12 protein-coding genes are annotated in these 12,392 nt (G+C 70.7%); 6 read left to right on the top strand and 6 right to left on the bottom strand.

Annotation, left to right across the window (positions count from 1 at the left end):
• On the bottom strand, positions 1–492 hold a 492-nt coding region (locus tag ACFWVP_RS07435; protein WP_384494361.1), incomplete at its 3' end, for a methylmalonyl-CoA mutase family protein.
• 248 nt (positions 493–740) lie between these two features.
• Between ACFWVP_RS07435 and ACFWVP_RS07430 the strand changes: the two genes are divergently transcribed.
• Entirely contained in the window at positions 741–1,637 is an 897-nt protein-coding gene (locus ACFWVP_RS07430; RefSeq protein WP_384494360.1) for a L,D-transpeptidase family protein, read from the top strand.
• Positions 1,638–1,845: 208 nt separating this feature from the next.
• Here ACFWVP_RS07430 and ACFWVP_RS07425 read toward each other — a convergent pair whose 3' ends face one another.
• The 5 genes from ACFWVP_RS07425 to ACFWVP_RS07405 all read right to left on the bottom strand — a co-directional run bounded on the left by ACFWVP_RS07425 (position 1,846) and on the right by ACFWVP_RS07405 (position 7,713).
• Positions 1,846–2,973 carry a hypothetical protein gene (locus tag ACFWVP_RS07425; protein ID WP_384494358.1) on the bottom strand — a complete coding sequence of 376 codons (1,128 nt, stop codon included), beginning with the start codon at positions 2,971–2,973 and terminating at the stop codon, positions 1,846–1,848.
• Entirely contained in the window at positions 2,973–3,656 is a 684-nt protein-coding gene (locus ACFWVP_RS07420) for an RNA polymerase sigma factor (RefSeq protein ID WP_384494356.1), read from the bottom strand. The genes ACFWVP_RS07425 and ACFWVP_RS07420 overlap by 1 nt, the downstream gene beginning before the upstream one ends.
• A gap of 497 nt (positions 3,657–4,153) precedes the next feature.
• Positions 4,154–4,738, bottom strand: coding sequence for a hypothetical protein (locus ACFWVP_RS07415; protein ID WP_384494354.1), 585 nt, complete (start codon positions 4,736–4,738; stop codon positions 4,154–4,156).
• 444 nt (positions 4,739–5,182) lie between these two features.
• Entirely contained in the window at positions 5,183–6,007 is an 825-nt protein-coding gene (locus ACFWVP_RS07410) for a DUF4328 domain-containing protein (RefSeq protein ID WP_384494352.1), read from the bottom strand.
• Positions 6,008–6,120: 113 nt separating this feature from the next.
• Positions 6,121–7,713 (bottom strand): glycoside hydrolase family 20 protein, encoded by a 1,593-nt coding sequence (locus tag ACFWVP_RS07405; RefSeq protein ID WP_384494351.1) that lies wholly within the window; start codon positions 7,711–7,713, stop codon positions 6,121–6,123.
• A gap of 288 nt (positions 7,714–8,001) precedes the next feature.
• Here ACFWVP_RS07405 and ACFWVP_RS07400 point away from each other — a divergent pair, with 288 nt between their 5' ends.
• From ACFWVP_RS07400 to ACFWVP_RS07380, 5 genes are all read left to right on the top strand, one after another.
• Positions 8,002–8,628 carry a 2-oxo-4-hydroxy-4-carboxy-5-ureidoimidazoline decarboxylase gene (locus tag ACFWVP_RS07400; RefSeq protein ID WP_384494372.1) on the top strand — a complete coding sequence of 209 codons (627 nt, stop codon included), beginning with the start codon at positions 8,002–8,004 and terminating at the stop codon, positions 8,626–8,628.
• Positions 8,629–8,794: 166 nt separating this feature from the next.
• Entirely contained in the window at positions 8,795–9,175 is a 381-nt protein-coding gene (gene sdhC, locus ACFWVP_RS07395) for a succinate dehydrogenase, cytochrome b556 subunit (protein ID WP_384494349.1), read from the top strand.
• A 5-nt stretch (positions 9,176–9,180) separates the two neighbouring features.
• Positions 9,181–9,660, top strand: a complete 480-nt coding sequence (locus ACFWVP_RS07390) for a succinate dehydrogenase hydrophobic membrane anchor subunit (RefSeq protein WP_384494347.1) — start codon at positions 9,181–9,183, stop codon at positions 9,658–9,660.
• Positions 9,661–9,689: 29 nt separating this feature from the next.
• On the top strand, positions 9,690–11,444 hold the full coding sequence (gene sdhA, locus ACFWVP_RS07385) for a succinate dehydrogenase flavoprotein subunit (RefSeq protein ID WP_384494345.1): 1,755 nt from the start codon (positions 9,690–9,692) through the stop codon (positions 11,442–11,444).
• Positions 11,444–12,220, top strand: a complete 777-nt coding sequence (locus tag ACFWVP_RS07380) for a succinate dehydrogenase iron-sulfur subunit (RefSeq protein WP_384494344.1) — start codon at positions 11,444–11,446, stop codon at positions 12,218–12,220. Before sdhA ends, ACFWVP_RS07380 begins: the two co-directional genes overlap by 1 nt.
• The last annotated feature ends 172 nt before the right edge of the window (positions 12,221–12,392 follow it).

Here is a 12,392-nt window from a genome sequence, read left to right as displayed (position 1 = left end):
CTGGACGGTGCCGGTCAACCGGTCCGCCGGGACGCCCTGTTCCTCACCGACCAGCTGGTAGAGCAGGAGGAGGAGCGAGGCGGGGGCGTTGATGGTCATCGAGGTGGAGACCTTGTCCAGCGGGATCCCGCCGAACAGGACGCGCATGTCGTCGATGGAGTCGATCGCCACACCGACCTTGCCCACCTCGCCGGAGGCGATCGGGGCGTCCGAGTCGTGTCCCATCTGGGTGGGCAGGTCGAACGCGACCGACAGGCCCGTGGTGCCGTTGGCGATCAGCTGCTTGTACCGGGCGTTCGACTCGACGGCGGTGCCGAAACCGGCGTACTGCCGCATCGTCCACGGTCGGCCGGTGTACATCGTGGGGTAGACGCCACGCGTGAAGGGGTACGCACCCGGCTCGCCCAGCTTCTCGGCCGGGTCCCAGCCCGCCTGGGCGCCGGGCCCGTACACCGGCTCGATGGGCAGTCCCGATTCGGACTCACGCGTCATGTGCTGTGCCTCCCGCTCAAGCTACCTGGCAGTAACAACTTCGCGACGGACTCTAGCGGGGGCGGCAGCGCCCGTGAGAGCCATCGGCTGGGACCTTGCTCACAGCGTTCGACCCGCCGCGCGACCGGCCGCACGCTTCCCATCATGCGCAGGATTCGGCAACCGGGCAGGACGGGAATCCGTCTCATGGGATGTCCGCGCACGGGCGCGGCACACCGGGGCGGCGACGGACGGGCCAGGGGGTCGGGATGAGACGCGCAGGGACGAACGGCAGTGCGAGCGGAACGCGTACGGCGACGGCGGCGGCCATCGGCCTGCTCGCCCTGGCCACGCTCACGGCGGGCTGCCGGGCCGGCACCGTGGGAGCCGCGGAGCCGGCGGCCCCCGTCACGGCCACGGGCCCCACGGACGACGCCGAGCCGAGTGGCAGCCCGACGGGTGCGCCCCCTCCGGCCTCGCCCTCCGCCACCGAGGAGACGCCGAGCGCGCCGCCCGCGCCGCCCGCACCGCGGCCCGAAACCCTGATGTCGACCGGGGACAGGAGCGAGCGGGTACGGGAACTCCAGGCCCGGCTGCGCCAGATCGGCCACTTCGACCGCAGCCCCACCGGTTACTACGGCACCGTCACCGTCGCGTCCGTGCGGTCCTTCCAGGGCAAGCGGGGCCTGCCCCGCACGGGCCGCACCGACACCGTGACCTGGGAGCGGCTGCTCGGGATGACCCGGAAACCGACGGCCCAGGAGCTGGAACCGCCGACCGACAAGCCGGTGGCGACGCCGGACGCGCGCTGTATGACGGGCCGGGTCCTGTGCATCAGCAAGAACAGCCGGACCCTGTCGTGGATGATCGACGGCCGGGTCGTCTCCTCGATGGACGTCCGTTTCGGCTCGCAGTACACGCCCACCCGGGAAGGCACGTTCTCGGTGTACTGGAAGTCCCGCCACCACGTGTCGACGCTCTACGACACCCCCATGCCGTACGCCATGTTCTTCAGCGGCGGCCAGGCGGTGCACTACTCCTCGGACTTCGCGGCGCGCGGTTACGGCGGCGCCTCGCACGGCTGCGTGAACGTACGGGACGAGGGGAAGGTCGCCTCGCTCTTCGCCCAGGTGCAGAACGGCGACAAGGTTGTTGTCTATTGGTGATCACCGGGAGCGGACGGGCGCGGCTCCACCGGAGAAGGGGCGCGGACGGGACCGGGGGAACGTGTCCCGCCCGCGCCTGATGCGCCGAGCCGAAGGTACGGGGGGAACCCCGGCTCATATGCGCTACCGATGACCAGTCGGCATTCTGTACTGCGCCGGGCAGCGGAAAAACGTCACACCTCATGGCCGAAGCCCATGTTCGCGCAGGTCAGCGTGGTGCTGAGGAGAGCGCGGAAGAAGGGGTCCTCGCCGGGTCGCCGACCGTGGACCTCCGGTCCGTGTCGTCCTGTGGGGGCGGGGTACGGAAGGAGATCGAGGGAAGGGACTGCTCGCCGTCCTCGCCCTTGTCCTTGCCGCCCTCCGAGCCGCCGTCCTTGCCGCCTTCCGAGCCGCCTTCCGAGCCGCCGGAACTGCTTCCGCCGCCCGGGCTGCCCCCGCTCCCGTCCGTGTCGTCCTTCAGGACGCGGTCGCAGAAGCGGTCCAGGTTGCGTTCGCCGTCCGCCAGATCGATGAGACGCCGCTCGTCCTCCCGGCTCAGCTCGCCGTTGCGGTAGTCGCGGCAGGCCCGGGCAGCCTTGACGTACAGCTCGGACGGGTTCCCGCCCGTGGTGCCGTCGCGTGCACCGGGGGCGTCCGTACCGTCCCCAGGGCCGTCCGGGTCGCCGGTGGACTCCGGGTCACCGCTCCTGCGGTTCGTTCCGCTGCCGTCCGGGTCACCGTCGAGGCCGCCGCGCCCGTCGTCGTCCGGGGCCGTCCCCTCGCCCGCTCCCTCGGGAGTGGCCGGCGGGCTGGACACGTCCGGTGGCGTCGGCGCGGGCGAGAGTCCACCGGCCTCGGGCACACCCGCACCCAGCTCCTCCGGAGACGCGGCCACCGAGACGGACGAGGCCGGTTCCGAGGAGCCCTGGCCGCCGAACGGGGCCGGAAGCATGCCCGTACCCGCCGCGACCGCCACCCCGCCGAGCGCGAACCCCGCGAGCGAGACGGCGAGGCCGTAGCGCACGGGGCGGGTCCAGCGTGGGCGCCGGGACGAAGGGGCGCGCACGGCGCCGATCCGCACGGTGTGCAGGGTGTCCTGCTGCCCGGCCGGTCCGGAGGACGGCGCCGTGGCGTTCTTCTTCGTGCGGGCGACGGACGCCTCGCGGAACGCGGCCAGCGCCGTCGCCTCGCCGGGCAGTTCGACGGCCGAGGGGCCGGGGGCGCGCACCTCGCGCAGGGCCGCTTCCAGCTGCCTGGCCTCGGCCCTGGAGTGATCGTCGACGGGTTCGACGGACTCGCCGCGGAGCAAGGTCTCCGCCGCGTCCGCGTCAAGCCACTCGTCCTGCTCGTCGGCCATCACATGTCCTTCTGCGTCCACGGACGCGAATGCGTCACACCGGCGGGCGCCGCCGCTCCGTTGCGGGCCGGGCGCTGTGCGGGCACGGCGACGAGCCCCGTACCCGCGGCCGGAAGCTCGTCGTCCGGGCCGTGGTCCGCGCCGACCAGTTCCGCCAGCCGCTTGAGCCCCCGGTGAGCGGCCGTGCGGACCGCGCCGGGGCGTTTGCCCAGCGTCCGGGCCGCGCTCTTCGCGTCCAGCCCGACCACCACGCGGAGCACCACCGCCTCGGCCTGGTCCTGCGGCAGCTGGGCGATGAGGGACAGCGTACGGCCGGTGGCCAGCGATTCCATCGCCTCGTCCACGGTGTCCGATTCGGCCGCCCGGCCCGCCAGTTCGCTCTCGTCGCCGCCGACCGCCGGGCGCCTGCCCCGCATCCGTATGTGGTCGAGCGAGCGGTTGCGCGCGATCCGCGCGGCCCAGCCGCGGAACCGGTCGGCGTCCCCGCTGAACCGGTCGAGATCCCGCGCTATCTGCAGCCAGGACTCGGACGCCACGTCCTCCGCGTCCGGTTCGCCGACCAGCGTCCGTATGTACCCCAACAGCCGCGGATGCACAGCGCGGTACACAGTACGGAAGGCGTCCTCGTCCCCGTCCTGTGCCGCGAGCACCGCGGCGGTCAGCTCCGCGTCGTCCCCCAGCACTCCCTCAACCCGCCCTGCTGATCCGAATCGCGGCTGGTCACCGCCGCTGCGCCACCCTGCGCGAATCAGCACGCTACGTGGTCGGACTGTTCCGCGTCCATGACTTGTACAACCCGCAACAGTCTCCTGACACAGCGCGGTGTGACAGAAAACGCACCCGCGGCGCTGAAGTGAGTACGGGGTCGCTCCGCGGCCTCATGGAAGACGACCGGGGCCTCTCCTGTGGGGGGTGGCGGCCCCGGTCGTCGTCCGTTCTCCCTCCGGCAGTCCCCTGCGCGGCTCCCGCGGTCAGCCGGCACCGGCCGGTCCACCCCTGGTGCGCGACGGCTCCGGATTCCCGCTCTCTTCCGGCCGGGCAGGCCACCGGCCCGGTGAACTGCTCCCAGGACACGCCCCCGGCGCCACGGAGACGGGCGAAAAGGCCCGGTTTTGGCACCGGCGCCCCCCTGCCCTGGCACGGGGGCGCCGGATTCCTGCGCCGGGGCGCTCGGGCCGGATCAGGCCCGGCCGCGTGCCCGGCGCGACATCACCGCGCGCAGCACCCGCCGGCCCTCGGTCGACCGGTCCAGCGCACCGCGCAGTCCGCCGACGCTGCCCGCCGTGCCCGCGGTCTCCGCGAGGGTTTCCAGGATCTTGATCTGGCGGTGGAGCTCACCCGCGACGAGCGGACCCGCGTCCTCCGCCTCACCCGCACTCCAGCGCCTGAGCTGCCCTGCGGGGTCCTGGACGGCGTCCCCGCCCCTGGGGATGTCGAACTGACGGTGGACCTCCAGCGCGACCAGGGAGCACGCCCTCGCCCACTCCCGCAGCGGATCGGCGGACCAGTCGGACGGGGCAGCGCCCAGCATCTTCCGTACCAGGGCCGCTGTCCCGTCCGCGATGTCCTCGCCCTCCATCGCCTCACGCGCGGCGGTCAGACGGGTGTCCCAGTCCCGGCCGTCCTCGCAGCTCCCCCAGAGCGGCCGCAGCAGCTCGGGCTCGCCGCCGTCGGCGAGCAGGGGCAGGCAGCGGTCGAGGCAGGCGAGCCCACTCGCGGCCAGCCCTCGCTCGTCGGCAACGGCGATGAGCTCCAGCAGGCTCATGGGCGACTCCCCTCGGTCCGGAAGCCGGCGTTGTCGGGGACCGACCGCGCCGGGACACAGCGGGACGCCGTGCTTCCTGTTACCGCATACTGCGCCGGATGGCTGAAAAGCGTCACCCCTACGGCCGTGAAACACACCGGGTGGGCCGACCGGACGCACATCGATGCCCCGTCGGTCCGGTATTGCGAAGAAAGCTCCTCCGCAGATCCCCGAGGGAGGCACGATGCCCAGGGGGTTCGCGCGAGGGGTCCCCCAGGGTCGGTGACCGGATTCCGCCCCCTCTTCCGCCCGGCGGCGTACGGCGCGGGAGGCAATACGTCAGCCCACTCCGGCGAGAAGTCCGATGCCGCCGGAGAACGGGCTGCCGGAGAACGGGCTGCGGGAGAACGGGCTGCGGCTCTCCTCCCGTACGCCCGCCTCCGTCCCGGTCATCTCGTCATCGCGTCACCGGTGGTGTCCTCCGGGGCCGGCCGGCCGTGTGGAGAGCGGATACGCGCCGAGGGTCGCCCGCTCCCCCTGCATCGCGGTCAGCCTGCGCACGAAGAGGATCGCGAGGACCGCGGCGACGATGTCGAGCACGTCGGACGCGACGACCAGCCCGGCGGCGTCCACGACCTCCTGCGGCAGCTCGGCCCGCTCGTACTTCCGCGAGGCGTAACGGCCGAAGAGGAGGTCGAGCACCCAGGCCGCCCACCAGAGGTTCAGCGGCGCGTGGGAGACGGTGCGCCAGCTGCCGTCGGTGTTGGTCTGGGCGCTGGCCGTCCAGATTCCGCCGGCCACCCTGCGCGGCAGCCAGAAGTTGCCCACCGGGACGAACCAGCCACCGACCGCCCAGCCCGGCTTCATGGTCTGCTGACTCGCGTCGAACACCTCGGCGTTGAGCCGGACCCTGCGGAACCAGAGGATGAAGACGACGGCGGCGGGCAGCAAGGTGAGGAGCTGCAGGCTGTACGCCCGCTGGTTGAGCAGGTCGGCGCGCGTCGTCAGGCCGAAGGCCTCCAGGTCACCGCCGGCGATGTCGGCGAACACGCCCCGGGTGTTCAGGCCTGCCGCGACGGCCGACACGTCGGCCACGATGACGGCGACGAGCAGCGCGACGACGGCCTTGGCCAGCCCCTCGGGCGAGCGCAGCAGGTGCAGGCCCTCCTGTGTCGGGGCCGGGGTGGCGGTCATCAGCCCGTCCCGTGGCGAAGGGCGCAGCGCCGCGCAGGTGGTGCAGCGGCCGCCGGCGACCGCGACCGGTCTCGTACGGCAGGTGGTGCACAGCATGAAGTGGGACCCCCAGGGATTCGTCCGGAACGCATGAGCCGCGCGCCCCTCCCCAGGGCGCGCGGCCAGCGGAACCTAACCCCTCGCGGCGGTGTTGTCCACGGAGTTGCGGATCAGTCCGACGAGTCGACCTCGTTCGCGAGCGTCCGGAACTGTGCCCAGGTCAGCTCCGGTTCCCTCGGGTCCCACAGCTTCTGGGAGACCGCGTTGAGCGGCATCCGGATGCCGGCGGCCACCTGCTGCGTGGTCTGCGCGTTCGGCAGGTCGCCCCAGACCGCGAACCGGCCACCGAGGATCTGCTTCGAGTAGCGCTTCGACACGGGCTCGGTGCCGCGCAGGACGAACGGGGTCCACTGCTCGTAGATCCGCTCGCCCGTCGGGTAGACGAATGCGTTGGGCTCGCCGAGCACGTAGTAGAGGAACTCGTCGTTGAGGTTGACGACCTTGCGGCCCTCCGCCAGGTAGTCCTGGGGCGGCCGGGCGCCGATCTCCTTGCCCGTCCAGTACTCGACCTCGATGCCCTTGTGGGCGGTGACCTGGCCCCCGCTGAAGAAGCCGTCGTTCCACGCCTTGGGGATCTTCTCCTCGCCGCGGACGACCGCGGCCCGGTCGTTGAGCCAGCCCTCCGTCAGGTCCTGGATGGTGGCGTCGGCGCCGTACTTCTCGCGGGCGGCGGCGGCCAGTTGCGGGTAGGAGGCCTGCGGGTCGCTGACCGTGAGCGCCTGGTACTCGTCCGCGCCGACGTGGAACCACGCCCCGGGGAACAGCTCGCTGTACTCGCGCAGCAGGTCGTCGACGATCTCGGCCGACGCGGCCTCGGAGATGTCGATGGCACCCTGCCGGGCGACCCCCTGGGTGTTGCGCAGCTGGAGGTCGGGGTGGGCGCGGAGCACGGCGCCGAGGTGTCCGGGGGAGTCGATCTCGCCGACGACGGTGATGTGGAGGCTCTTGGCCAGCGCGATGATCCGCCGGACCTCGGCCTTGGTGAGGTGCTGCTCCGAGACCACTTCCGGGTGCGAGTCGGACTCGATCCGGAAGGCCTGGTCGTCGGAGAAGTGCAGGCCGAGCTGGTTGAGCTTGAGGTCGGCCATCTCGCGCAGCCGGGCCTCGATCCAGTCGGCGGGGTAGTACTTGCGTGCGATGTCGAGGTTGAGCCCGCGCTGCGCCCGGTCGGGGGTGTCGCTCACCACGCCTTCCGGCATGACGCTGTCGGCGCTCATCGACTGCTTGAGGGTGCGCGTGCCGTAGAAGACACCCGCCTGGTCGGGCCCGCTGATCGTGACCCGGTCGCCCGCCGTCTTCAGGGTGTACGACTCCGGGGCGCCCTTGCCGGGGGTGCCGAGCGCCAGCTCCACGTCGCCGGCCCGTGCGGCGGCCTCGCCCCGGTAGCGGATCTTCAGCTCCCCCGCGAGCAGCTCGCCCTCGTCGGCGAGCTCGGGGTCGGCCACGACGACCGTGCTGTTCCCGGCGGGCTTCCAGCCGGGGCCGCGCGCGGGGGTGTGTTCGCGCACCGCGGGTATCGTCCGCGGCGTCGTGGAGAGCGGGTAGCTCCGTGAGGGGGACGGCGAGGCCGAGGTGCTGGACGAGGACGCCGCGCCCTGCGTCCCGGGGCCGGAGCCCTCGGGCCAGGCGACGACGGTGAGGGTGACAGCGGCTGCGACCGTGACGGCCGCGCCGGCCACCAGAACTCCGCGTGAGGGCGACATCGGTCAGAATCCTCCGGGTTGGGGGAGAAACAGGGCAAAGATCGAGAAAAAGGTAGTCATTCCCCCCGCTGAGATGTCCATCAAGCGCTCCGAAACTCTCCCGTCCGAGTGAATTTCGTTCAGGCTTCGGGCACCCGTTGCCCGTTCTCGCTAGCGTTACGGCACATTCATCTCAGCCTTCACTTCCTCCCCCACGCAACCTGGTCACTCTCCGGCCCCCCACAAGGTCACAGAAGCCATTCATTCGAGGAGTCCCCGCTGTCCAGGTCCAGCGAGCCCCCCGCCGGCCTGCCGAAGCAACCGCAGCAGACCGGGCGGTCGGGCGTCCCCGTCCAGAGTCGCGGCCCCGCCGACGGCGGGGCCCCGGTTCCGGAACCAGTCTCGGCGAGTACCTGCGGGTATGCCCACTCGAGCGGGCTCGACAGCTTCAACAGCTGGCCCGCCGAGACCGCCGGATCGGCCCTCCTGGAGTGCTTCGGCAGCCACCGCTGGGCACTGCGGCTGGCCACCCACCGCCCCTACCCGGACCTCGGCGCCCTGCTCGCGGCCTCCGACGAGGCGGGGTACGACCTCTCCCCCACGGACATCGCGGAGGCGCTCGCCTCGGAGAGCGCCCCCTGCCTGCACCATGCCGCGCCCCGTGCCGCCCATCTGGCCCTGCGGGCGGCGCACGCCGCGTACGAGAGCCGATTCGGCCATGTGTTCGTGATCTGCCTGGACGGTCTGCCGCCCTCCCAGCACGTGGACCAGGTGCTGGCCGACATCCGCACGCGGCTCACGCACGACCCGGACGAGGAGCGTGCCCTCACCGCGGAGGAGCTGCGACGACTCGCCCGGGGCCGGATCATCGACCTCGTGGCGGACGCGGGCAGTCCGCGGGGGCCGTTCCCGGCCGCCGGACAGCCCGCCCGGTAGCCCGTCCGTGGCTGTTTGATTGCCGCTTTGATCACACCGGAGGCCCCGCCGCCATCGAACCGACAAACCGTCGCTACGATGGCCGGGGCCGGTGGACCGTACCCGGCCGGGTCAGACCGACAGTCAAGCCGGCCGACCCTAATCCCCGCTCCCGGAGGGTTCTTCCGTGCCGGCTGGAACGCTGTACCGCGGCCGGGAAGGCATGTGGTCGTGGGTGGCTCATCGAGTCACCGGTGTCCTCATTTTCTTCTTCCTGTTCGTACACGTCCTGGACACCGCTCTCGTGCGTGTCTCACCCGAGGCCTACGACGAAGTCGTGGCGACGTACAAGACATGGCCCGTCGCACTGCTCGAGTACGGCCTGGTGGCCGCGATTCTCTTCCACGCGCTGAACGGTCTCAGGATCGTCGCCGTGGACTTCTGGGCCAAGGGCCCGCGCTATCAGAAGCAGATGCTCTGGACCGTCCTGGGTATCTGGATCGTGCTGATGGTCGGGGCCCTGTACCCCGTCCTCGGTCACGCCGTACGCGAAGTCTTCGGGAGCTGAGGCCAATGTCCAGCGAGACCTCTTCCCCCGCGATCGGCGACGTCGAGGCAGTGAGCCTGTTCGACGTCGACAACCCGGCCCCGGTGATCGAGCCCCCGCGCAAGCGCACGGGCAAGACTCCCAAGGGTTCGCGTACCAACTTCGAGATGTACGCCTGGCTCTTCATGCGCCTGTCGGGCATCGTGCTGGTCGTTCTCGTCATCGGCCACCTGCTGATCCAGCTGGTGCTGGACGGCGGCGTCTCCAAGATCGGCTTCGCCTTCGTGGCGGGCCGCTGGGCCTCGCCGTTCTGGCAGGCCTGGGACCTGGCGATGCTGTGGCTCGCCATGCTCCACGGCGCCAACGGCCTCCGTACGGTCATCAACGACTACGCCGAACGGGACAACACCCGCTTCTGGCTGAAGATGCTCCTGTACACCGCCACGGTGTTCACCGTCCTGCTGGGCACGCTGGTGATCTTCACCTTCGACCCGAACATCCGCTAGGCGCCGGGACAGAGGGACCAGAGGAAACCATGCAGATCCACAAGTACGACACCGTCATCGTCGGCGCCGGCGGCGCCGGCATGCGCGCGGCCATCGAGTCGACGAAGCGCAGCCGCACCGCCGTGCTGACGAAGCTCTACCCCACCCGCTCCCACACGGGCGCGGCGCAGGGCGGCATGGCCGCCGCGCTCGCCAACGTGGAGGAGGACAACTGGGAGTGGCACACCTTCGACACGATCAAGGGCGGCGACTACCTGGTCGACCAGGACGCCGCCGAGATCCTGGCGAAGGAGGCCATCGACGCGGTCCTCGATCTGGAGAAGATGGGCCTGCCGTTCAACCGCACGCCCGAGGGCAGGATCGACCAGCGCCGCTTCGGCGGTCACACCCGTAGCCACGGCGAGGCCCCGGTCCGCCGGTCCTGCTACGCGTCGGACCGCACCGGCCACATGATCCTCCAGACGCTGTACCAGAACTGCGTCAAGGAGGGTGTGGAGTTCTTCAACGAGTTCTACGTCCTGGACCTCCTGCTCCAGGAGGTCGACGGCGTCAAGAAGTCCGCGGGCGTCGTCGCCTACGAGCTGGCGACCGGCGAGATCCACGTCTTCCAGGCGAAGTCGATCATCTTCGCCTCCGGCGGCACCGGCAAGTTCTTCAAGGTGACGTCGAACGCCCACACCCTGACCGGTGACGGCCAGGCCGCCGCGTACCGCCGTGGTCTGCCGCTGGAGGACATGGAGTTCTTCCAGTTCCACCCGACGGGCATCTGGCGCATGGGCATCCTGCTGACGGAGGGCGCCCGCGGTGAGGGCGGCATCCTCCGCAACAAGGACGGCGAGCGCTTCATGGAGAAGTACGCGCCGGTCATGAAGGACCTCGCGTCCCGTGACGTCGTGTCCCGCTCCATCTACACGGAGATCCGTGAGGGCCGCGGCTGCGGTCCCGAGGGCGACCACGTCTACCTCGACCTCACGCACCTCCCGCCGGAGCAGCTGGACGCGAAGCTCCCGGACATCACCGAGTTCGCGCGCACGTACCTCGGCATCGAGCCCTACACGGACCCGATCCCGATCCAGCCGACCGCGCACTACGCCATGGGCGGCATCCCGACCAACGTCGAGGGCGAGGTGCTGGCCGACAACACCACCGTCGTCCCGGGCCTGTACGCCGCCGGCGAGGTCGCCTGTGTCTCCGTGCACGGCGCCAACCGCCTCGGCACCAACTCGCTGCTCGACATCAACGTCTTCGGGCGCCGTTCGGGCATCGCCGCCGCCGAGTACTCCGCGAAGAACGACTTCGTCGAGCTTCCCGAGAACCCGGCGCAGCTGGTCCAGGACCAGGTCGAGCGGCTGCGCAACTCGACGGGTACCGAGCGTGTCGCCACGCTCCGCCTGGAGCTGCAGGAGTGCATGGACGCCAACGTGATGGTGTTCCGCACCGAGCAGACCATCAAGACCGCGGTCGACAAGATCGCCGAGCTGCGGGCGCGCTACCTCGACGTGTCCATCCAGGACAAGGGCAAGCGGTTCAACACCGACCTGCTGGAGGCCGTCGAGCTGGGCAACCTGCTCGACCTGGCCGAGGTCATGGCGACCTCCGCGCTGGCCCGCAAGGAGTCCCGCGGCGGTCACTACCGCGAGGACTACCCGAACCGCGACGACGTCAACTTCATGCGCCACACCATGGCGTACCGCGAGGTCGCGGACGACGGCACCGAGTCGATCCGGCTCGACTACAAGCCGGTCGTCACGACCCGCTACCAGCCGATGGAGCGTAAGTACTGATGGCTACCCCCACCCTGGAGAAGTCGGACAAGGCCCCCGAGCCCGAGGCCGGCTTCGCCGACACCCCGTACATCACGGCCACGTTCCGGATCCGCCGCTTCAACCCGGAGGTCTCCGACGAGGTCCAGTGGCAGGACTTCCAGATCTCGATCGACCCGAAGGAGCGTGTCCTCGACGCCCTTCACAAGATCAAGTGGGAGCTGGACGGCACCCTGACCTTCCGGCGCTCCTGTGCGCACGGCATCTGCGGCTCCGACGCGATGCGTATCAACGGCAAGAACAGGCTCGCCTGCAAGACGCTGATCAAGGACATCAACCCGGACAAGCCGATCACGGTCGAGGCCATCAAGGGCCTCACGGTCCTCAAGGACCTCGTGGTCGACATGGACCCGTTCTTCCAGGCGTACCGCGACGTCATGCCCTTCCTCATCACGAAGGGCAACGAGCCGACGCGTGAGCGTCTGCAGTCCGCCGAGGACCGCGAGCGCTTCGACGACACCACCAAGTGCATCCTGTGCGCCGCGTGCACGTCCTCGTGCCCGGTGTTCTGGAACGACGGCCAGTACTTCGGCCCGGCGGCCATCGTCAACGCGCACCGTTTCATCTTCGACTCGCGTGACGAGGGCGGCGAGCAGCGCCTGGAGATCCTCAACGACCGTGACGGTGTGTGGCGTTGCCGCACGACGTTCAACTGCACGGACGCCTGCCCGCGTGGCATCGAGGTCACCAAGGCGATCCAGGAAGTGAAGCGCGCGCTGATCACGCGTCGTTTCTGATCCTCGCGTCACCTCGAAAGGCCCCGTTTCGCGCACGGACCGTGCGGGAAGCGGGGCCTTTCGGTGCATCGGCCGGGCCGGGGCGGTACGGTCGTGCGGAGCCGGTGGCCGGCTCGCCTCTCCCGGCGCAGCACGGCACGGGGGCAGAAGGTCTGATGGAGAACGGGGAACG

The sequence above is a fragment of the Streptomyces sp. NPDC058637 genome (genome assembly GCF_042717325.1).
Taxonomy (GTDB): Bacteria; Actinomycetota; Actinomycetes; order Streptomycetales; family Streptomycetaceae; genus Streptomyces.
This window is presented reverse-complemented; position numbering and strand designations above follow the sequence as displayed.